This window comes from Pedobacter sp. BMA (genome assembly GCF_001027745.1).
In the GTDB taxonomy this organism is placed as follows: domain Bacteria; phylum Bacteroidota; class Bacteroidia; order Sphingobacteriales; family Sphingobacteriaceae; genus Pedobacter.
Map to the genome: position 1 here is coordinate 20,693 of NZ_LECU01000007.1, position 20,909 is coordinate 41,601.

General features: G+C 42.0%; 21 protein-coding genes. 13 read left to right on the forward strand and 8 right to left on the reverse strand.

From position 1 onward, the window contains the following. Positions 1-17 precede the first annotated feature (17 nt). The 10 genes from AB669_RS16500 to AB669_RS16545 all read left to right on the forward strand — a co-directional run bounded on the left by AB669_RS16500 (position 18) and on the right by AB669_RS16545 (position 9,239). The gene (locus AB669_RS16500) at positions 18-1,574 is read left to right on the forward strand and encodes a SusD/RagB family nutrient-binding outer membrane lipoprotein (protein ID WP_047800454.1); all 1,557 of its coding nucleotides are present in this window, start codon (positions 18-20) and stop codon (positions 1,572-1,574) included. Between the two features lie 113 nt (positions 1,575-1,687). Beyond that, positions 1,688-2,782 carry an MBL fold metallo-hydrolase gene (locus AB669_RS16505; RefSeq protein ID WP_047800455.1) on the forward strand — a complete coding sequence of 365 codons (1,095 nt, stop codon included), beginning with the start codon at positions 1,688-1,690 and terminating at the stop codon, positions 2,780-2,782. A gap of 50 nt (positions 2,783-2,832) precedes the next feature. Then, on the forward strand, positions 2,833-3,195 hold the full coding sequence (locus AB669_RS16510; protein WP_047800456.1) for a hypothetical protein: 363 nt from the start codon (positions 2,833-2,835) through the stop codon (positions 3,193-3,195). A 57-nt stretch (positions 3,196-3,252) separates the two neighbouring features. Further along, positions 3,253-4,056 carry a hypothetical protein gene (locus AB669_RS16515; RefSeq protein ID WP_047800457.1) on the forward strand — a complete coding sequence of 268 codons (804 nt, stop codon included), beginning with the start codon at positions 3,253-3,255 and terminating at the stop codon, positions 4,054-4,056. Next, entirely contained in the window at positions 4,040-4,951 is a 912-nt protein-coding gene (miaA, locus tag AB669_RS16520) for a tRNA (adenosine(37)-N6)-dimethylallyltransferase MiaA (RefSeq protein ID WP_047800458.1), read from the forward strand. The genes AB669_RS16515 and miaA overlap by 17 nt, the downstream gene beginning before the upstream one ends. Before the next feature lie 133 nt (positions 4,952-5,084). Further along, positions 5,085-5,603: a hypothetical protein gene (locus AB669_RS16525; RefSeq protein ID WP_047800459.1), complete on the forward strand. Its 519-nt coding sequence runs from the start codon at positions 5,085-5,087 to the stop codon at positions 5,601-5,603. Positions 5,604-5,748: 145 nt separating this feature from the next. Beyond that, positions 5,749-6,291, forward strand: a complete 543-nt coding sequence (locus AB669_RS16530; protein ID WP_047800460.1) for a hypothetical protein — start codon at positions 5,749-5,751, stop codon at positions 6,289-6,291. Positions 6,292-6,387: 96 nt separating this feature from the next. Further along, positions 6,388-6,915, forward strand: coding sequence for a DUF3347 domain-containing protein (locus tag AB669_RS16535; RefSeq protein WP_047800461.1), 528 nt, complete (start codon positions 6,388-6,390; stop codon positions 6,913-6,915). Between the two features lie 136 nt (positions 6,916-7,051). After that, positions 7,052-8,341, forward strand: coding sequence for a citrate synthase (locus AB669_RS16540; RefSeq protein WP_047800462.1), 1,290 nt, complete (start codon positions 7,052-7,054; stop codon positions 8,339-8,341). A 244-nt stretch (positions 8,342-8,585) separates the two neighbouring features. Further along, on the forward strand, positions 8,586-9,239 hold the full coding sequence (locus tag AB669_RS16545; protein ID WP_053058448.1) for a DUF6266 family protein: 654 nt from the start codon (positions 8,586-8,588) through the stop codon (positions 9,237-9,239). Between the two features lie 32 nt (positions 9,240-9,271). Here the strand turns inward: AB669_RS16545 and AB669_RS16550 are convergent, their stop codons facing one another. From AB669_RS16550 to AB669_RS16570, 5 genes are all read right to left on the reverse strand, one after another. Then, a complete protein-coding gene (locus tag AB669_RS16550) occupies positions 9,272-10,393 on the reverse strand; it encodes a DUF3667 domain-containing protein (RefSeq protein WP_047800463.1) in 1,122 nt (373 codons plus the stop codon). A gap of 24 nt (positions 10,394-10,417) precedes the next feature. After that, the gene (locus tag AB669_RS16555) at positions 10,418-11,803 is read right to left on the reverse strand and encodes a nucleoside permease (RefSeq protein ID WP_047800752.1); all 1,386 of its coding nucleotides are present in this window, start codon (positions 11,801-11,803) and stop codon (positions 10,418-10,420) included. Positions 11,804-11,965: 162 nt separating this feature from the next. After that, entirely contained in the window at positions 11,966-12,577 is a 612-nt protein-coding gene (locus AB669_RS16560) for a bifunctional nuclease family protein (protein ID WP_047800464.1), read from the reverse strand. 51 nt (positions 12,578-12,628) lie between these two features. Beyond that, positions 12,629-13,597: an electron transfer flavoprotein subunit alpha/FixB family protein gene (locus AB669_RS16565; RefSeq protein ID WP_047800465.1), complete on the reverse strand. Its 969-nt coding sequence runs from the start codon at positions 13,595-13,597 to the stop codon at positions 12,629-12,631. Between the two features lie 75 nt (positions 13,598-13,672). After that, complete coding sequence (locus AB669_RS16570; protein ID WP_047800466.1) at positions 13,673-14,410, reverse strand: electron transfer flavoprotein subunit beta/FixA family protein; 738 nt, start codon at positions 14,408-14,410, stop codon at positions 13,673-13,675. A 127-nt stretch (positions 14,411-14,537) separates the two neighbouring features. Between AB669_RS16570 and AB669_RS16575 the strand changes: the two genes are divergently transcribed. Together AB669_RS16575 and chrA are read left to right on the forward strand one after the other, a co-directional pair. Next, a complete protein-coding gene (locus AB669_RS16575) occupies positions 14,538-14,873 on the forward strand; it encodes a lipopolysaccharide assembly protein LapB (protein ID WP_047800467.1) in 336 nt (111 codons plus the stop codon). Beyond that, a complete protein-coding gene (chrA, locus tag AB669_RS16580) occupies positions 14,866-16,089 on the forward strand; it encodes a chromate efflux transporter (protein WP_047800468.1) in 1,224 nt (407 codons plus the stop codon). Before AB669_RS16575 ends, chrA begins: the two co-directional genes overlap by 8 nt. A gap of 25 nt (positions 16,090-16,114) precedes the next feature. Here the strand turns inward: chrA and AB669_RS16585 are convergent, their stop codons facing one another. Genes AB669_RS16585 through AB669_RS16595 form a run of 3 tightly spaced genes read right to left on the reverse strand, consistent with a single transcriptional unit; the run spans position 16,115 to position 19,961 of the window. After that, entirely contained in the window at positions 16,115-17,647 is a 1,533-nt protein-coding gene (locus AB669_RS16585) for a DUF294 nucleotidyltransferase-like domain-containing protein (RefSeq protein WP_082120713.1), read from the reverse strand. A 3-nt stretch (positions 17,648-17,650) separates the two neighbouring features. Beyond that, positions 17,651-18,325 (reverse strand): 3'-5' exonuclease, encoded by a 675-nt coding sequence (locus tag AB669_RS16590; protein WP_053058449.1) that lies wholly within the window; start codon positions 18,323-18,325, stop codon positions 17,651-17,653. A 28-nt stretch (positions 18,326-18,353) separates the two neighbouring features. Next, positions 18,354-19,961: a glycerol-3-phosphate dehydrogenase/oxidase gene (locus AB669_RS16595; RefSeq protein ID WP_047800469.1), complete on the reverse strand. Its 1,608-nt coding sequence runs from the start codon at positions 19,959-19,961 to the stop codon at positions 18,354-18,356. A gap of 155 nt (positions 19,962-20,116) precedes the next feature. Here AB669_RS16595 and AB669_RS16600 point away from each other — a divergent pair, with 155 nt between their 5' ends. Continuing rightward, positions 20,117-20,881, forward strand: coding sequence for a DeoR/GlpR family DNA-binding transcription regulator (locus AB669_RS16600; RefSeq protein ID WP_047800470.1), 765 nt, complete (start codon positions 20,117-20,119; stop codon positions 20,879-20,881). The last annotated feature ends 28 nt before the right edge of the window (positions 20,882-20,909 follow it).

Genomic DNA, 20,909 nt, shown 5'->3' on the forward strand with positions numbered 1-20,909 from the left:
ATATTTAAAAAGATGTTATGAAAAGTAAATTTTTAAAATATACCTTATTATTATCTGTACTGATATCAATAAGCAGTGGCTGCAGTAAATTTGAAGCCATTAATACCAATCCCAATTCAACCACTGAAGTCAATTCGGCAATGTTGGCCACTAGTATGATCCTGAGCATCACGCGGAGCGACATCAGTACCACAAAAGCATTTATGCAGCCTTTTCTACTGGGGAAATACCTCACCTGGGGAGAAGGGCAGGAGGGCTTTCAATACAATCGCATTAACCGCACGGATTTTGATCGCATTACCGTGTTAAGAAATATCACCCCGATGGAGAATTATGCCACCAGCGATGCATTGAGAAAATCCTATCAGGCCCTTGGGCACTTTGTGAGGGCATGGCAGTTTTTCATCAGCACCATGCAGGTGGGTGATATCCCTTACACAGAAGCAGTAAAAGGAGAGTCGGCCGGGATTTTACAACCTAAATATGATACTCAGAAAACTGTTTTTCTGGGTATATTAGATGAGCTAGATCAGGCCAATGCCTTATTTGCCCAAGGTGCAACATTTGAAGGTGATCCGATCTTTGCAGGAAGCACCGAAAAATGGCGTCGATTAACTAACAGTTTTCAGCTGCATGTACTAATGAATCTTTACAAAAAGACAACCGATGCAGACTTAAAGGTTATCGATCGCTTTAAAGACATTGTGGCAAACCGCTTATTGATGAGAGACTACAACGATAATTTCGCACTGGCCTATAATGCTACAGCAGGGCAGAATTACCCATGGAGTGATGTACCCGCGGGCTCAGGAAACTCCTTTGTAAAATCAAACTATACCATGCTTAGCAATGTGCTGCTTGAACCGCTTAAGGTTACCAACGACAGGCGTTTGTTTTATTACGCCAAACCCTCGGCCATCAAAATAACTGCCGGGGTTTCCCAATCAGATAAGGCCGCTTATCCGGGAGTAGAGCCATCCGATGCCTTTTCCGCTTTGCAAACCATCAGGGTAGGCAAAGACTATGCAGATATCAATAACCGTTATACCAATCTGGTAAATGCAGAACCTGTAGGGGTTTTCAACTATTGGGACCTGCAGTTCATTCTTGCAGAGGCAACACTTCGCGGATGGATCTCTGGCACAGCAGCCCAGACTTATTACGCCAATGGAATTAAATCATCGATGACTTTCATTGCGGCCAATACACCCGATCTGGCCGATTATCACCACAACATGAAAATGGATGCCACGTACATTGATACCTTTCCGGCTACAGTAGCACTGGCAGGTACTACCGACCAGCAGATTGGTCAGGTGATCGCGCAGAAATATGTGGCCAGCTTTCTGCAGGGAAATAAATACCAGTCCTGGTTCGAAAACCGCAGAACAGGTTACCCTGTATTTAAGCTCAATACCTCAACGAACTTAAACACGCCATCAACCAGTTTACCATTACGATGGATGTATCCGTCAAACGAACTGAGTTATAATTCAGTCAACCTTGCTGCGGCTATTGCCAGTCAGTACGGTGGAAATGACGACAACAACCAGATCATGTGGTTATTGAAATAAACAAAACCTGGAATAATACCTTTCAAAGCCCTGAGTTCATCAGGGCTTTTTTTGCTTTGGGCTGACGAAAAGCTAGTTTCTATTTATATAAATTAGCGCTCTAAAATTTTAAGATGATTTTTGTCTATATAGTCCTAATCCTGGCACTAGCGGTGTTCGTAGTGCTCAACCTACCGGTTTTCGGCCGCTTACCCAAAGGTACACGCCTTGATCAAATTCACCATTTATCAAATTACAGGGATGGCGCACTGCAAAATCTATCGCCTACCCTAATGCAACCCGAAGGTGTAAGCTTTTTTACGCTATTGAAGGCTTTTCTATTTGATCAGAACCCAGATAAAACCCCGTCAAATCCGCTTCCATTCGTAAAGCCCGATCTCAACGGTAAAGCCGCCGGGGATGAGGTGGAACTGATCTGGTTCGGACATTCATCATACCTGATTAAAATTAACGGATACAGGATTCTGGTTGATCCTGTTTTCAGCGAAACCCCCTCACCATTTTCTTTCATAGGGAGCAAAGCTTTCAAGGGCACTGGTTTTGTACAGGCTGCTGATTTTAAGGATATCGATGTACTTGTTATCACCCACGATCACTATGATCACCTCGATTATCAGAGTATCTTAAAAATCGCACCCAATAGTAAATCCATTGTCACCTCTATAGGGGTAGGCTCTCACCTGGAAAGATGGGGTGTACCGGCTTCAAAAATTAACGAATTATGCTGGGAGCAGTCGGTTAGTTTATTCGATAGCCTGAAGTTTACTGCGGTATCCGGCCGGCATTTCACCGGTAGAAAATTCAGGCGCAACCAAACATTGTGGTCAGCTTTCGTACTTCAATCTAAGCAGTCGAAACTATTCCTGGGGGGAGATTCGGGTTACGACACCCACTTCCAACAAATTGGCAATCAGTATGGCCCCTTCGATCTGGCCTTGCTGGAATGCGGACAGTACAATGACTACTGGCCTTATATACACATGTTCCCGGAACAAACGGTGCAGGCTGCAATAGATTTAAAAGCAAAGGTTTTGATGCCCGTACATTGGTCGAAATTCAGTTTAGCCATGCACAGCTGGGATGAGCCCGTAAAAAGGGTAGTGGCGGCTGCGGAAGATTTAAACTTCCCCATCGTGACCCCACGGCTGGGAGAAACTATCAACCTTAACAAATATTTGCCTACGGCAAAATGGTGGCTGCAAGGCTAAAAACCTAAACAAAAACTACTTTATGGTGTTTTGTACTTAAAGTATAAGCTATGAAAACCGATCTTACCGAAATATTTCAAACCATCAGGGCTGGATTACAACCTTACGCATCACGTGGATATACTGTACATGAAAATTCTGAATCAGGTTACGATCTATACAGTGAAAAGAATGTGGAAGAAAACGGTAAAACGAGTACAGAAAGATTTTTTGCCGGTATCTATATCAGTGGAGATCAGGTAGAGCTGAAGATAAACTCCACAGCATTTTCAGCAGGAAATGAAGCGCTTATTGAGTTTAGTCCTGAGCAATCTGGCTTAAAAACGAACACACTAGACGATTCAAAACGCAAAGAAGTGGAAACCCTGGTGGAAATAGCCCATTCAAAGTTTAAGGAAAAAGAGTGGATTTAAGATTCTGTTCTTAAATTTGCATCCGGTGATTGAAAGTCACCGGATAAACTGACACTATTGACAACACCTGCCCAAACAGCAACCTACTGGATTTCGCAATTACAATCTGCATTGGAGAACGAAGGTTTAGCGTACCGGCTAGTCCATAAAGACGGTTTCATTTTGCTCGCAATCCATACTGATCAGCTTTTTCTGAATCTGGTCCCCCTTAATAACAACTTCGAAGTTGATCAGCTTATTCAATTGCAGCAAAGTTATTTTCTTCAACAAAAAAGATGCATACATCTGTGGGAGGATGTATGGCTAAACCGGTCGCTACAGGTTTTAGCCAGAATAAAATCCCTTCTGGGCGACAATATCCGGATCCATGGCCGGAAAACCAGCGTGATCAAACTGGATAAACCAGTAGCAGATAAATTCCTGAACGAGAATCATCTGCAGGGAACGGTGAGCAGCCGTTACAAATTGGGTTTATTTGCAAAGGACAACCTCGTTGCCGTAGCCACCTTCTCGGCCTTGCGCAGAATGAATCACAGTGAAAATTATAAATCAGCAGAGCTCATTCGTTTTGCGGTACAGGCTGGCCATTCCGTAACGGGTGGACTAAGTAAGCTCCTGAAACATTTCGAAGCGCAATATCAGCCAAATGACATCATGAGCTACGCAGATCGCGACTGGTCGGCTGGAGAGGCGTATGAAAAACTGAATTTCAAATTTATCAACGCCATTGCCCCGCAGTATTTTTGCCTTGATGATGAAGGGAACCGTAAACTCAAAAAGGATGCTTGTGTAAGTGGTAAGGAAGTATTCAATACCGGTAGTTTAAAATTTATATGGAGGTGTGATGAAGGAAGATTATAACCTGGTTATTATCCTGGGTGCTACGGCTTCAGGAAAAACCCGGCTCGCCGTTCAGGTTGCCCAGGCTTTAGGCACCGAGATCATCAGCGCCGATAGCCGGCAGGTATTTCGTAAAATGGATATCGGTACCGGAAAAGACCTGAACGAGTATGTGATCAACAATCAAAACATTCCTTATCATCTAATCGATATACTGGATGCGGGGGAGCGGTACCACGTGGATGCTTTCAAGAATGATTTTTATCAGGCTTTCGAAAGCATCTCTGCTAAAGGTAAAATCCCTGTGCTTTGCGGCGGTACCGGAATGTATATCCATAGTTTGCTTCAAAACCAACCCTACACCGCTGTCCCGGTAAACGACGCACTCCGGAAAGAACTCGAACTTCTTTCCAAAGAAACACTTCAGGTCATGATTAGCAAGAGCCAGAATCTGCAACTCGTAGATCTGTCTTCAAAGAAGAGGCTAATCCGTGCAATTGAAATAGAAGCGTTCCTGCAATCGAACACACTTGAGGTAGTTGCCCGCCCTGAACTGAGACCCATTGTTTTCGGACTGAAGAGTGAAGTCAACCTGACGCGTTCTAAAATATTAAAGCGGCTGGATAATCGTTTCAACGATGGAATGATTGCCGAAGTAGAAGCGCTGCTTGCTGAAGGAATTACCACTGAAATGCTGGTATTTTATGGCCTGGAGTATAAATTCATCGCGCAATACCTTGGCGGTTTGCTCGACTTCGAGGAGCTAAGAAACAAACTTGGTATAGCCATTTGCCAGTATGCCAAACGCCAGAATACGTTTTTCAGAAAGATGGAAAAGGATGGGGTGAGCATAAACTGGCTCGATGCCGGCGCTGAAACCAACCTTTTAAAACAGCTCATCCTGCAAAAGGTTTAAACTAAATAAAATTATTCTTTTAAGTGCTGTTTATGACCAAATTATAGCTATTTGCTATAAATAGGCGGTTTTTTGGCACAGCCTTTGTAATTGGTGAAGCATATTATTTTACCTAATAAAACGATATCTTAAAATGAAAACAATTACTAAAATTCTAGCTACTTCAGCAGCTGTAGTAGCTTTATTTATTTCTACAAATGCTAACGCTCAAAATAAACAAAAATTAGGCATAGGAATTATTGGTGGTATCCCTACAAGTGATGCTTACGGTGTGGCCTTAGGCGCAGACTTACGTTATCAGTTTGATGTAGATAAACAATTATCGATTCCGGTAACAGCAGGTTATACCCGTTTCCTGGGTAAGGAAATCGGTAATACTGGGGTTGATGTTCCTGATTTCGGTTATATCCCGGTTAAAGTGGGTGCCAAATATTTCTTCAACGATTCAGGATCAGGCGTTTACGGACTAGCAGAACTGGGTGCCGGTTTTGGAACCAATAAAGGCGCAGGAACATCATTTGTATATTCTCCGGCTTTAGGTTATGCATGGAGCAATGGATTAGATCTTGGCGTTAAATACGAAGGTTTAGCAAGAGATGGTGGAAGCACAGGTTATGTTGGCTTACGTCTGGCTTACGGATTTAGCTTGTAATAAATATAACATTTATACAGAGCCCCGCACATGTGCGGGGCTTTTTTTATTTCAGGACATTTTGAAAAAAATGAAAATTAATAAATCTGATTGATACAATTCTGCGTAAGTATGATAAACCTAATAATTAAATAACATATCGAATATGAAAAACATTACTAAATTCTTTGCAACAGCAGCAACGGCAGTTGCAATTTTCGCAAGCTCAAATTTACAGGCTCAAACCATGGAAACACCAGCTGCAGGAAGTGGCATGGCATTCAAAGTAGGTGTTGGCGTAAATTATGGCTTATTTCCTGATCGTTCGGAAATGGATTATGGTTATGGAGCAGACTTAAGATTACAGTATGACTTAAGTCCTTTTGTGGCCGTTACTGCATCTGGTGGTTACACCCGTTTAAAATGGAAAGGCAGTCCATTGAAATTTGAATTCATCCCTTTATTAGGTGGTGTTAGAGTATTTCCGATTGAGAGAATGTACCTGGCTACCGAGCTTGGATCAGGCTTGGCAGTTAAAGATGGCGCCAATATGAACTTCATCTACACTGGTGGTTTAGGATACGAATGGAAAAATGGTTTAGATCTTGGCGTTAAATACGAAGGATATGTGAATAACAGTTCATCAGATTTGTATTTCATGAAAACAGGTCAGTTTAATTTGAGATTAGCTTATAATTTCAAATTATAATTAAAACATCATTTAATCGGGAAGCCCTGCAGTTTGCAGGGCTTTTTTTATTGATTTAATATTATAATTGCTATTTTGAGCCGAAAACCAAATACAATGAAAAAAATATTCGGCATTGCCATTTTAGCCACTTTACTTGCCTGTAATCAATCAGAAAAAAAATCAGAAAGCATTACAGATTCTACCACTAAATCAGCTACGGCAAATCAGGATGTTTTAGTAATGGATGCACAAAAGAATACTATCCTATCTCAATATTTCGACCTAAAAAATGCGCTAGTAAAATCGGATTCCTCAAAGGCACAGTCGGCAGCACAAAGTCTTGAAAAAAGTTTAGCGGGTTACGCTGGCTGTGAGCCTACGGCATTAATTGCCGGAAAGATTGCTTCAAAAGCTGACCTTACTGCGCAACGTAAAGATTTCACCACACTTAGCGCAGATATCATTGCACTGGTTAAAAGTAGTGAGCTTGAAAAAGGCACAGTCTATGTACAACATTGCCCGATGGCAAACAAAGGGGATGGCGGCGACTGGTTATCTTCGGAAAAGGAAATCAGAAATCCTTACTACGGTGATGAAATGCTGGAATGTGGCAGCGTGGTAGAGGAGATTAAAACCAAATAAGAAAACAGCAGAAAATCTTAATCAAATCATGATTGTTACGTCACACCGACTTAATTTTCATATTAAATTAACAGATTTGTTATGCCCGTATATTAATTTTATATAATTTAGAAAGCTATAAACACAATACAATAATATGTCAGATATTGCAGAGATCAAAGTTGATGGTAAGACAATAGAATTGCCAGTAATAACAGGAACAGAAGACGAAAAAGCCATCGATATTTCTAAGTTAAGAGATCAAACAGGCTTTGTCACTTTAGATACTGGTTTTAAAAATACTGGTTCGACAAAAAGTAAAATCACATTTTTAGATGGAGAAAAAGGTATCCTGAAATACAGGGGATATTCAATCGAAGAGCTTGCAGAAAAATCAAGCTTCCTTGAGGTTATCTACCTGATTATCTATGGTGATCTTCCAACACAAGAACAAGTAGAAAATTTACAGACTGAGATCAACAAACATACTTTGATTCATGAGGATATGAAGAAGTTTTTTGATGGCTATCCTTCCAAATCTCACCCAATGGGTCAGCTGGGCTCACTAATTTTCTCTCTATCTACATTTTACCCTGAGTGTTTAAAGCCGAATCAAACTGCTGAAGAGCAAAATTTAACCATCATTAAGTTACTGGCTAAATTACCAACTATCGTATCTTTCATCTATAAGAAGTCGTTAGGCAACCCGCTTATCTATCCTAAAAACAAATACGATTACGTAACCAATTTCCTTTGGATGACTTTCGGACAGCGCACCGAAGATTATGAAGTAAATCCGATTGTGGTTAATGCCATGAACAAGTTATTGATCCTGCATGCCGATCACGAGCAGAACTGTTCAGCATCAACTGTACGTATTGTTGGTTCATCAGATTGTAATTTATATGCATCAGTAGCAGCAGGTATAGCAGCACTATGGGGTCCGCTTCATGGCGGCGCCAATCAGGCTGTAATCGACATGCTTGAACTGATTAAAGCTGACGGTGGTGATACAGAGAAATGGATCGCAAAAGCGAAAGATAAAAACGATCCGTTCCGGATGATGGGATTTGGTCACCGCGTGTATAAGAACTTTGATCCACGTGCTAAAATCATTAAAAAGGCTTGCGATGATATTCTGGAAAACCTGGGCATCAATGATCCCGTATTAGAGATTGCCAAAAAACTGGAAGAAGCGGCCTTAACCGATCAGTATTTCATCGACAGAAAATTATATCCAAACGTAGATTTCTATTCAGGTATCATTTACAGGGCATTAGGTTTCCCTTCAGAAATGTTTACCGTATTGTTTGCATTGGGCCGTTTACCGGGATGGATTGCACAATGGAAAGAAATGCACGAAAACAAAGAGCCAATTGGCCGTCCGCGCCAGATTTATGTTGGTGAAACTGACAGACCTTTTGTAAATATCAAAGACAGAAAGTAAGCTAAATACAGATAATATGTAAGCCACAGGTTCATGGAACCTGTGGCTTTTTTGTTTTTTAATACTTTTTTTCCACAATTGCAAACGTATTGCAGGGTACCCTCAATTACTGCCTTGACGGGGGCTCTGCAGGGGATTTACAGGGGAGTGGTAGGGGGTTAGTAGGGGCATTTCCGTACCAACCCCCCTTCAAATCCGGGTTAAGTCCCTGTAAATCAACTTGCAGATATTATTCCTAATTGCTATGATTGTAGAAAAAAAACAGATTATGGGAATTTTAGACAAGGGCTTCAACGGAGGATTCAGAGGAAAACTCGGAAAAGTAGTAAGCTACCCTTTATTTGGGCAGCAGGTTATTCGTACAGTAGGAGAAAGGCATACCCCTTTTTCAGAAAAGGAACTCGCAAATCAGCGTAAGTTTGCATATGTTCAGCAATGGTTCGACCCCTTAACAGAATTTCTGCGGGTGGGGTTCCAGGGCTATGCACAAACCTATCAGGGGTTTTTAGCAGCAAAATCCTACAATTCAAAAAATGCACTGATCACAGATGATGCAGGATTTTACATTGACCCTGCCAAAGTATTGCTAAGTTATGGGCAGCAATCCATGGCAGCGGAGGTTGAGGTAAGCAGCAATGAAAAAGGTTCAGTTACTTTTAACTGGAGTAAAGAAGGGCCTTATAGATACGATGACCGCGTGATGCTGGTAATCTACAATCCGGAACAGCGTAAAGCGAAATTTGAAACTGCCGGGTGCCGACGTCAGGTTGGAACAGCAACGCTAAATGCAGGCGAGCGTTTTTCGGGTATAAAAGTTCATGCTTACATCGCGTTCGTATCAGAAGACCGTAAAAGCAGAAGCAATAGCAAATACCTGGGTGAAATAGAAATAATGTAAGGCATAGAAGTGGTGCAATCGCAAAAGGGAGGTTACACCGCTACATAGTAGATGAGATTGAGCATGATCATTTCGGTTAAGCGGAAGGCCACATAGTACAGGATAAAAATCATAAGCATTTTACCCACTACTTTCTGGCGTTGATAGAAGACCTTAAGTGCATTAAACATATACCAGCAAATCCATACGACTACACCTATTTTTATTATTGTAGATATGATGGAGTCTGTACCGAAAATGTATTTGATAATTGGCTGGGTAAAAATGGAGATGATAAAATAAGCCGTCATCCCGTGTATGGTAAAAATCAGGTGGTCAAGGTAGTAAATGTGGTTACGGCGGAAATTCCACATGATGAATAGGGCAAGTAAGGGCATGAGCAGGAAGTATTGCTTAGGCCTGTTGTGCTCCAGGGTTTCTTCAATCACTTCTGACTTTGCACCAAGGGTAATCGAGCGCTTTTTGATCATGCGCTCAAACCAATTGTCTTTTTCCAAAAGGGGCAAATGCTTTTGCCTGTTAAGGTAAGCTTCGTAGGTAGAATCATTACGTTCATCATGAATTTCACTGAACTTTGTAATGATGCGGGCAAGTGAATCAGAGCGGCTGGCTTTGTTTTGCTTTTTTAAATCAGCAAGCACAGCGCTTTGCTGATTAAAAGTCATGCTTTTAAAAGTACCCTTATCAATGTCTTCTTTAATGCCTTGTCTTACATCGCTGGCAATGCCCGGGGCATGCTTAAGAATACCAGCGGCGCCTAAGCGTTTGTCTACAGAATCTAAAGCCGCTTTCTGCTTGTTTTGTGTCTCTACGCTCACATGTTCCTTCTCTTTAGATTTATGTTCAGGTGAATAAGCCACCAAAAAATAAACAATGGAAACAAAAATGTACATGCTCACCGGATTGATGTAACGGGCACGTTTACCGGCGAGGTAATCTAGCGTTACCTGCCCAGGCTGAGTAAGCAGGGGAGTTAAAGTCTGGAAGAACTTATTGTCGAAATGAAAATAGTGGGCGATACTGTGGCTGATAAAGCCCCAGAAGCTTTCCTTAAGTTCTAAATTAGGCTGACCACAGTCGCTGCAATAATGTTTTTCTACATGCGATCCACAGTTTAGGCAATTGTGTTCTTTTCTATATTTTCCGGCAGACATGAGCGTATTTCGAGATAAAAAATTTTAATGGCTAATGGCATCAATGGCTTTTTCTTCGGCGATGGTGTGTTTGTGTTTGAACATCAGCGCAAAAAGAATGGTAATCAACAAAGCATATATGGTGAACGACAGCCAGATATGGTGCCAGTCTTTCATGTGGATGGCTTTATCAAAGGAGCCATCTGCAAGGATGCTAACGCCCTGACTTTTTACAAAATCAATGAGGTGGCTATTGGTACTTTCAGCACCTACAAATTCTGATGTGGCTTGTATGTTTGAAAATGATCTGGTAAAATATTTATCAATCATCCATCCTGAAACCAGACTACCGAAAACTGCACCGAATCCGTTGGTCATCATCATAAACATGCCCTGGGCTGAAGATCTGGTTTTAGGGGTAGTGGAAGTTTCCACGAACAGCGAACCTGAGATGTTAAAGAAATCGAAGGCCATACCGTAAACTACACAGGATAGGATAATCATCCATAAATTGCCGGCCGGATCGCCATAGGCAAACAAACCAAAGCGGAACACCCAGGCAAGCATGGCGATAATCATCACTTTTTTTATTCCAAAACGCTTTAAAAAGAACGGAATCGCCAGAATGAAGAGGGTTTCTGATACCTGAGATATCGACATGATGATGGTAGAATAGCGTACCACAAAAGAATCTACATATCTTGGAAAGTGTTTAAACTCATCCAGGAATACGTCGCCGTAGGCATTGGTGAGCTGTAATGCACCACCCAGAAACATGGAAAAGATAAAGAACAAAGCCATTTTGTAGTTTGCAAAAAGCTTGAAGGCCTCCAGACCTAAAGTTTGCATCAGTGAAGCTTTCTCGGATATCAGTTTACTTGGTTTGCATTTAGGCAAGCTGAAGCTGTAAATACCCAATAATAATGCGCCCGTACCTGCAATGTAGAACTGATTTGCACTTGCTTTACTACCACTCAGGTTGGTAATCCACATGGCTGCAATGAAACCCACCGTTCCCCATACGCGGATGGGTGGAAAGTCTTTAACCACGTCAAGGTTACCCGATTTCAAAGTGGTGTATGATATTGAATTACTTAATGATATGGTAGGCATGTAAAAGCACATGGCTATCAGGATGGTCCAGAAAAAGGCATTCGGACTTTCCACCTGCGGAAGATAAAAGAGTACAGCTGCGTATAAGATATGAAGGATACCATACAATACTTCTGCATTTACCCATTTATCTGCTATGATTCCTGTTAAGGTAGGCATGAACAAGGATGCAAATCCCATGGTCGCGAATATGGCACCAAACTGTGTACCATCCCATTGTTTTGTTCCGAACCAATAATTTGCAATTGTAATTAACCAGGCGCCCCATACAAAAAACTGCATAAAGCTCATCAGCGTTAAGCGAAACTTAACATTCATCATATCGTGTTGTTTGATTTTTGAAAGTAAAGGTTGAATATAGAACTATTTTAAAAGATATTTAAAAAAAGGCCCAAATTATTTTAAACAATTTGGGCCAGTTCTATTATGGCTGTATTTTATCGGTTGTTTTCATTAAAAAAGATGAAAATTCACCCGGTTTTATGATTTTCCCCGTTTATTCAGTTCATCTCTCAGCCTTGCGGCTTTTTCATAAGCTTCATCGGCAATAGCTTCCTGTAATTTTTGCTGCAACTCTTCGGTGGTTAAATCCCCAAATCCCTGTTGCGCGGTGGCTGTCATGCTTTCTGCTTCAGGTTCTTTGGCAATAGAGTCCATATTTTCCAGAAAAAGAAAATCATTACCTTCAATTACAATCCCTGCCGAAGCAAGAATAAATTCATAGGTATAAATCATGGCATCGAAGCGCACGGCGAGAGCAATCGCATCAGATGTGCGGGCATCAATTTCATGCGTATTTTTCCCGTCGCTACAAATCAGTTTGGCATAAAAAACGCCGTCTACCAGATTATAAATAATGATTTCCTGAATATTGATATGAAAAGTATCGGCCATCGATTTAAACAAATCATGAGTTAAGGGCCTGCTTGGGGTCATTTTCTCAATTTCGATGGCAATGGCCTGCGCCTCAAAGGCACCTATAATAATTGGGAGGCGCCTGCGTCCGTTTACTTCACCTAAAACCAGGGCATAAGCGCCGGATTGTGTCTGACTGTAAGATAAACCTACAATATCTAACTTAACTTTTTTCATATATAAACGAAGACCTTACAGGTTTTGAAAACCCATAAGGTCTTATCAGTCTTACCCTTTATGCGCTTTTAAAGCTTCAATTAATTTAGGAACAACTTCAAAAGCATCGCCCACGATGCCATAATCTGCAACCTTAAAGAAAGGTGCTTCAGGATCTTTATTGATAACAACAATCACTTTTGAGGAGCTTACACCCGCTAAATGCTGGATCGCTCCTGAAATTCCGATTGCAATATACAAATTAGGACTGATAGCAATCCCGGTTTGTCCAACGTGTTCTGAGTGAGGTCTCCAATCGGCATCAGAAACCGGCTTAGAACAAGCGGTTGCAGCACCCAATAAGCCTGCCAGCTCTTCAATCATTCCCCAGTTCTCCGGACCTTTTAATCCTCTTCCTGCCGAAACTACCAGTTCAGCATCAGGTAATGATACCTTATCCGAAGCACGAACGATATCTTTGATAACCGTACCTAAATCGGATTGTTTTACATCAGCCGCGAAATTTTCGATGGCGATGTCTGTGGCATTTTCTTTTACTCCAAATGCATTCGGATTCAATGCGATGACTTTATTGGCAGATGTCAATTCGGTAATGGCAAAAGCTTTTCCAGAATAGGCTGTTTTTTTAATGGCAAACTTTCCGTCAGTGCTTGGAAGCTCAACGGCCCCGTCTGCTAAACCGGCCTGGAGTTTTACCGCAATACGTGGCGCCAAACCTTTACCTGAGAAAGAGTTGGAAAGCACGATGATATCTGCGCCTTCTTTTTCAGCTGCAGCAGCAATTACGCTGGCATAAGCCTGGTTAACAAAGGTTTTCAACTGCTCAGCACTTACGTTTAACACTTTCGATGCACCGTATTTACCTAATTCTTTTAATTCGCTTTCGGCCACATCGCCAATGGAGATGGCAGTTAAACCAGTTGACTGCTGATCGGCAATTGCTTTGGCATAGGAAACTGCTTCAAAAACAGACTTTTTAAATTTACCTTCAGCTTGCTCTACATATACTAATACTGACATATATTTATTTCTTGATCCTTAAAAAAGGATGGTGTAACGATTGGATAATTAATATTTCCCTTCAGGAAATCCGGATTAGATTACTTTAGCTTCGCTGTGTAATAGTCCGATTAAAGATTCAGCCTGATCTGCAGCGATTAATTTTACAGCACCACGTGGGGCAGGAGTTTCATATTTGGTTACTTTGGTCACGGCATCAATTGCAACCGCCTCTACAACAGTTAAGGGTTTTGTTCTGGCACTCATGATACCACGCATGTTCGGGATTTTAGGTTCAGCAACGCCTTCAGCGCAGCTCGCTACAAACTTCCCAGTAACCGTTAACACTTCTTTTCCGCCTTCAATTTCTCTTTCGATGGTTGCTGTGCTTCCGTCATAGTCGAGTTTCTTGATGATGGAAACAGAAGGGATGTCTAAAAATTCGCCAACCATAGCGGCAACCTGGTTTCCATTGAAGTCGATGGACTCGCGGCCGGTTAATATCACATTAAAATCTTTATCTGCAGCGTAAGAAGCAATTTGCTTTGCTACAAAATAGGCATCGCGTGGAGCAGCATTTACACGTACCGCATCATCGGCACCAATGGCTAATGCCTTTCTGATGGTTGGATCGTTAGCTGCCTCGCCAACGTTGATTACCGTTACGGTGCCTTTACCACCTTCAGTTAGTTCAATAGCCTTTGATAATGCAATTTCATCATAAGGATTAACAATATACTGAACTCCGGCAGTATTGAATTCGGTATTATCGTTGGTAAAAGTTATTTTTGTCGTCGTGTCGGGCACGTTACTGATACAAACTAATATTTTCATATGTTAAATTGATTTTTAAGTGATATGAATCTGAACAAGCAATAAAGATGCCTATAAATGTTTCATATTTGTTTTGAATTATATATAAGGTCTGTTGCAAATTTAATTAAAAAAGCAAGGAAATAAAATGTCATCTACACGTTTAGCCAAGTTATTGGAGTTTTTAGAAAGTGATCCTAACGATCCGTTTATATTATATGCCTTAGCCACAGAGTATAACGCTCAGGATGATAAGGAAAAAGCCTATTCTTTTTACCTTAAGTTAACTGATGAGCACCCGGATTATGTAGGCACGTACTATCACCTTGGCAAGTTGCTGGAAAAAGACAATCAGAAAGAGAAGGCGATTGAAGTTTACCAGAAAGGGATGGTGGTTGCCCGGAATAAGCGGGATATGCATGCATTCTCTGAATTACAAGGCGCTTACAATACCGCAGCAGGCCTGGATTACGAAGATGATTAGTTCCGCAAAACCTATCGCCGCCAAGAGGCAGTGGCTTTTCATCAGAAATGTAATCTTTTTTACGTTTACTTCATTCGGTGGCGCGCAGGCACATCTGGCATTGCTTTTAAAGTATTTTGTGCAGAGCACAAAGTTCATTTCAGAAGAGGAGTTGCTGGAATTAAATGCACTGGCACAAGTACTTCCGGGGCCAGCCTCTACACAAACTTTAGTTGGTATAGCCTGGAAAGTAGGCAAACTTAAACTCGCCATCATTACCTTTCTGATCTGGATTTTGCCTACGGCAGCGATCATGACTTTTGCCGCCATCAGTTATGCCTTGTTGGATCAAAAACAAAAGTTCAATGATATTTTAGAATACATTCAGCCCATCGCACTGGGCATTGTAGCCTACGGTGCGTGGCAACTGGGCAAAAAAGTACTCACTTCACAGGTATCGGTATTTCTGGCCGTAGGCGCTGTAGTGGCTACATTTGTACTACGCAATGCTTATGTTTTTCCGCTGGCCATTCTGGTAGGGGGAATTATTTCTTCGGCTATTGAAACACCAAAAGAAGAAACCGAGCTCCGGGTAAAGTTATTCTCCAACATCAACCCGAGAAAAATGATTTACTTTCTGGGTGCGCTGCTGCTGTTTGCGATGGTTGGTGCGGTGATCAACAGAACATCGCCATTTAGTTTGCCGATCCGTTTACTGGAAAACTTTTACCGTAACGGGATCCTGGTGTTTGGTGGCGGGCAGGTATTGGTGCCGCTGATGTTTACTGAGTTTGTAGAGATGAAGCATTACCTCAGCTCTTCAGGCTTTTTATCAGGCTTTGCCTTACAGCAAGCCTTACCAGGCCCTACCTTTTCATTTACCAGTTATCTGGGTGCCCTGAGCATGAGAAACTTTGGCTATGGCATGACCGGACAAATATTGGGTGGCTTAATCGGTGTGATCGGCATAAACCTTCCGGGATTAATCCTGGTGCTGTTTATCGTTCCGTTCTGGGATGATTTAAAAAAGATTTCCAGGATCCGCCATAGTTTATCTGGTATCAATGCCGTAAGTGTAGGCTTTATCATTGCGGCATTTATCCTTTTATTAATCCCCATGAGCCTTAACTGGCTTTTTATGGGCATTATAGTGGCTACTTTTCTGCTGTTGAACTTCACGAAAATCAGTCCGCCGGTTATTGTGCTGATCGGGATTTTGATCGGGTATTTGTTTTAAGCTTTTCGAAGCATAACCAAATCCATTAGCCCAGGCTGTTGGTGAACCTAATCTTAATCCCGCTTTGGAAATTCTGAATGGTTTTAAAAATTTCGATCAGGGTAACCTTATCAATTTTAGTGAGGCTGTTGATTTCGATGAAATTATTGGGGGCGGCATGGGCATCAATAATTTGTCGCGACTGATTTTTCAAACGCAAGCCCATCAGGTAGTAGTAAGACTGCATCAGCTCGTTGAATTGTGTATCATTAAATACGCCCATGTCTTTCAATGCCCTCAGGCGTTCGCCGGTATTTTCTTTCTGAAAGATCCGGTTTTGCAGCGCATACACGCGCACCAGATCCACAATCGGCGTCATGGCTGTTTTGATATCAAAAACCTCTTTACTTGCTATTTTCTGTGTTCTGATGTTTCTAAAATAGGTGAGGGGTGGCTCATACAGCAAAGCATTTTTGGCCAGGTATACATAGAATTTCTCTATCGGTTTTTTAAGCTCATCATCAACGAACAGCCGCAGCTCCTGCATAATACTATCGTCGCCATAAATTGCCCGGCAATCAAAGAAAGCGGCAAACTTAACTGCAGCTTCGGGTAAGGCCTCTTCAATCCAGTTTTTGTAATTGTATTTCCAGTGCGACAGGGAGTGGGTCCAGTTGGGGTTGGTAGCCATATAATCTCCATCGCAGTATACGAAACCAACGTAGTTTAACTTATCAGAAACCTGAGTGGCAAAATCGAGAAAATAGGTCCGTACCATTGCCCTGTTCTCTTCAGGTGTGTCCTCATAAATAATGGCGTTATCCTGATCGGTTTTAAGCGTAAGTTCTTTTCGTCCTTCGCTACCCAATACCATAAAAACAAATTTAGCCGGTGGAGGACCGAGTTTAGCAATCACATCCTCAATGATTTTATTGGAAATGGCATCAGCAATGGTTGTTACCACCTCGTTTACAATTTCGGCATGTACGCCACGGGCGAGCAGCTGGGCAACGATGCCGGGCACTTTGCGCCATTTGGACCGTAAATCGGTGGTATTGGCCGCTGATTTTACCGACTGGATGAAGACCAGGGGAGATTGGGCCTGTTCACTTAATAACCTGTTTTTACTGAGAAAACCTACATATTCATGTCCGTTTTTAACGAGCAGGTAGCGCGATTTGGTATTAAACATGAGCAGGAGTGCTTCATACACATATACATCACTGGCTATGCTCACAATATTTTCGTCCATTACGTTACTGATGGGCGATTGCGAATCCAGTTGGGTGGCAATTACCCGATCGCGGAGCGTAATATCGGTTACGAATCCTAAGTATTCATGATTTTCATTTCTGATGAAAAGACAGCTGGTTTTATTGGCGGCCATCTGTTGTGCCGCCAGATATATTGGGGTTTCAGGCAGGCAACTGATGATCTTTTTGTAGGCAAGATCATTAATTCTGGTATTATAAAGCTGATCAGCAAGCAAATAATTACTGGATACGGCACTTTGATCGCTCACGGCTGCTACCAGTGAGGCGGCGACGTCTTCCTGTGATTTGCTGAAGTTTTCATCCATAGATTAAAATGAAAATAACCGGCTGATAAAACTTTTAGCAGTTTCCGGTTTTGAGCCTTTATGGTTAATGGTAAAATTATTATTCTGTTTAGTAATGCTTTCCGCTGTCACTTTACCCATTCTTTTAAGCTCGAAAAAAATACGCGAGGTATTAAATGCATCGGCAAGGGCCTGATGAAAAGCTTCAGGCTCTTCATTAAATAAGGCCTCGTAAAACTCATTAAGCTTTAAAAGCTCTTTTGAGGGGTTTGTTACAAAGGGTGCACTCGCTTTCATGGTACAAAATAACGGTAAATGATTCAATTCAGTCGGTTTCCCGATACGCTGATGCTCGGCGTTGACCATGTGGTAATCGAACTCCATAAAATGGCCGACAACCAATGGCTGATACCTGATCAGGTCCTGATTTAAAGCTTCGAGTGCCACCTCACGCGAACCACCATTGATCATCAGAAATTCTTCTGTAATATGGTGTATTTTCTGTGCCGACTTTTCAATTTTAAAATCGCTACACTTGATAAAATAATTAGCGCGCTTAACCTCCCGGTATTCCTGATCAAAAATCACCCAGGCTAACTGTATAATATAAGGCCAGTTCTTTTCCTCATCGTAGGGAGCCGACCAGTTTTTTGGCAAACCGGAAGTTTCAGTATCGATAAATAAGAAAAAATCTTGCACTATATTTGGATTAGCTGTTTAGATCAGATTAACATTGATCACCTGATTCCAAAGATAGCGATTTTGCTGAGAATTGGAAGTCGCCGAGATAGCCATTGGCCAGCGCGTGGAATTGCTGCACCTGCGCTTGTTCCCAGGCCTGGTCGAACCGAAAAACGGCAGCCATAAGTTTAGCGACGGTGGGAGCCATCTCTTTTGCAGCTTTTGCATCTACAAATAGTATCCTTAACCTGCGCGCTAGTATGTCCTCCACCGTTTCAGCCATTTCATGTTGTGCAATCCATACCACCTCTGCCTGCACGTGGGGGAAACCGGGATGAAGATTCTGATTTAGTGCAGGATTCTCCATGATCAGTTGCTCTATCTTTAGCCGGTCGGTACCATAGATATTCAGATAGTGACAGTCAGTCGCTTCCGTTGAACCGTGAATGGGGAGGTTTTGGGTGACGCAAGCCCTGGGTTGCAGCTCTGCGCGGCTGATGGCCAGTTCTACGGTTTCCTCTGCCATTTTTCTATAGGTAGTCCATTTACCTCCAGTGATGGTGATCAGGTTTTGAGGCGATACAACCAGCTTATGGTCTCTGCTGATTTCCTTTGTGCTTTTCTTTGCGGAGTTGGTAGTTGCCGCCAATGGCCGGAGTCCGGAAAATACGCTGAGTATATCTTCAGCCAATGGCTTTTGAGCAAGGTATAATCCTGCGGTTTTTAAAATAAAATTAATCTCTTCCTGAAGTGCCCGGGGCTCCAGAAGATGTTCCTTTAAAGGGGTATCGGTAGTGCCCACCAAAACATGACCATGCCAGGGAACAGCAAATAAAACCCTGCCATCGGAGGTTTTGGGAATCATGAGCGCTGCTTCAGTGTTCAGGAAGTGCTTGTGCAGTACAATATGTACTCCCTGACTGGGGCGAACCATTGGCCGGGCCTGCGCATTACTCATTTTGATGATATCATCCACAAACACACCCGTGGCATTGATCACCACCCTGGCGCTGAAGATTGATTTATTACCTGTAATCACATCCTCCGTTACCACACCATTGATGTTTCCGCTACTGGCTGTGGTTAATCCGGTAACTTTGGTATATGTAAGCAATGTCGCACCGTATCGCACGGCCGTTTGCGCCAGATTAACGGCCAGGCGGGCATCGTCAAATTTCCCGTCATAGTAACTGATACATCCCCTTAAGCCCTTTTCTTTTATACCAGGCATTTTGGCTATACTCTTTTTTCGGGAAAAGTATTTCGACTTTCCAAAACTATATTTCCCTGCGAGCCAGTCGTATAATGTGAGTCCGGCAAGGTATTTAATTACCGAAAACCAGCTGTAACAAGGGATCAGAAACTCTTCTTTACTGACGAGGTGCCGGGCATTGTGCCACAGAAGGCCGCGTTCTTTTAAGGCGTGTTTTACGAGATCGACATCACCCTGTGCCAGGTAGCGCACCCCTCCATGAACCAGTTTGGTACTTCTGCTGGAAGTGCCTTTGGCAAAATCAGATTGCTCGACCAGAAGGGTATTAAATCCTCTGGAGGCCGCATCTAAAGCAGTTCCTAATCCGGTTGCACCACCGCCAATGATGATAATATCGAAAACTGTACCGGGTGGAATATGTGATTGATGGAACCTCTTCATTAACAAAATGCAACAAAACGAAACAATGGGTAATTATATAAAATAAAAACCACAAGCATACAAGACACAGGATTAAAAAAACATTAAATAATGATGTAAAATATTTGTGAGAATGTTTTTATTGCTATTTTGCACCAAGTTAATTATATATATCTATGATGAATTTGGCTGAAAGGCACCAGTTTATTTTGAGTCGTTTACAACGTGACCAGTACATTAATGTTGTTGATTTGTGTAAGGAGTTGAAAGTTTCGTCGGTTACAATAAGAAAGGATTTAAAACTTCTGGAGGATAAGAGCTTACTTTTTAGAACACACGGGGGCGCCACCGTTAATAATCCGTACACTGTTGACCGCCCGGTAAATGAGAAAGAGAAGATACAATCATCTGAAAAAAACAAGATAGGAGCGGCGGCGGCGGCGCTGTTAAACGATAATGATTCCATTGCCATTGCATCAGGTACAACAGTCCTTTATTTTGCAAAAAACATTACACCAACAGCAAATTTAACTGTTGTTACTTCGGCATTGAACGTAGCGCTTGAACTGCAACGCGAACCAAATGTTGAAGTGATTCAACTGGGCGGGATTTTACGTAAAAGTTCATCGTCAGTTTTAGGTCCTTATGCAGACATGATCCTGCAGGATTTTTATTTTAACAAACTGTTTTTAGGTGTGGATGGAATAGACCTGGATTTTGGTTTAACCACTACCAATGCCATGGAGGCCCATTTGAACCGGAAGATGATCAGTGTGTCGCAGAAGACGATTGTACTGGCTGATTCTACCAAATTCGGTAAAAGGGGATTTGGAAAAATCTGCGGACTGGAAGAAATAGATCACATTATCACAGATAAAGGAATTTCTGAACAAATTGTAAAACATTTAGAGGGTTTAGGTGTTACTGTTACTATCGTATAGAAACCAACCCTATTCGAATTAACCCAAA

Coding starts and splice junctions, on each gene's coding strand:
- AB669_RS16500 (WP_047800454.1), top strand. CDS start 18: ATGAAAAGTAAATTTTTAAAATATACCTTATTATTATCTGTACTGATA.
- AB669_RS16585 (WP_082120713.1), bottom strand. CDS start 17,647: ATGGATGAAAACTTCAGCAAATCACAGGAAGACGTCGCCGCCTCACTG.
- AB669_RS16525 (WP_047800459.1), top strand. CDS start 5,085: ATGAAAACAATTACTAAAATTCTAGCTACTTCAGCAGCTGTAGTAGCT.
- AB669_RS16565 (WP_047800465.1), bottom strand. CDS start 13,597: ATGTCAGTATTAGTATATGTAGAGCAAGCTGAAGGTAAATTTAAAAAG.
- AB669_RS16505 (WP_047800455.1), top strand. CDS start 1,688: ATGATTTTTGTCTATATAGTCCTAATCCTGGCACTAGCGGTGTTCGTA.
- AB669_RS16545 (WP_053058448.1), top strand. CDS start 8,586: ATGATTGTAGAAAAAAAACAGATTATGGGAATTTTAGACAAGGGCTTC.
- AB669_RS16575 (WP_047800467.1), top strand. CDS start 14,538: ATGTCATCTACACGTTTAGCCAAGTTATTGGAGTTTTTAGAAAGTGAT.
- AB669_RS16530 (WP_047800460.1), top strand. CDS start 5,749: ATGAAAAACATTACTAAATTCTTTGCAACAGCAGCAACGGCAGTTGCA.
- AB669_RS16570 (WP_047800466.1), bottom strand. CDS start 14,410: ATGAAAATATTAGTTTGTATCAGTAACGTGCCCGACACGACGACAAAA.
- chrA (WP_047800468.1), top strand. CDS start 14,866: ATGATTAGTTCCGCAAAACCTATCGCCGCCAAGAGGCAGTGGCTTTTC.
- AB669_RS16595 (WP_047800469.1), bottom strand. CDS start 19,961: ATGAAGAGGTTCCATCAATCACATATTCCACCCGGTACAGTTTTCGAT.
- AB669_RS16535 (WP_047800461.1), top strand. CDS start 6,388: ATGAAAAAAATATTCGGCATTGCCATTTTAGCCACTTTACTTGCCTGT.
- AB669_RS16555 (WP_047800752.1), bottom strand. CDS start 11,803: ATGAATGTTAAGTTTCGCTTAACGCTGATGAGCTTTATGCAGTTTTTT.
- AB669_RS16550 (WP_047800463.1), bottom strand. CDS start 10,393: ATGTCTGCCGGAAAATATAGAAAAGAACACAATTGCCTAAACTGTGGA.
- AB669_RS16600 (WP_047800470.1), top strand. CDS start 20,117: ATGATGAATTTGGCTGAAAGGCACCAGTTTATTTTGAGTCGTTTACAA.
- miaA (WP_047800458.1), top strand. CDS start 4,040: ATGAAGGAAGATTATAACCTGGTTATTATCCTGGGTGCTACGGCTTCA.
- AB669_RS16510 (WP_047800456.1), top strand. CDS start 2,833: ATGAAAACCGATCTTACCGAAATATTTCAAACCATCAGGGCTGGATTA.
- AB669_RS16560 (WP_047800464.1), bottom strand. CDS start 12,577: ATGAAAAAAGTTAAGTTAGATATTGTAGGTTTATCTTACAGTCAGACA.
- AB669_RS16540 (WP_047800462.1), top strand. CDS start 7,052: ATGTCAGATATTGCAGAGATCAAAGTTGATGGTAAGACAATAGAATTG.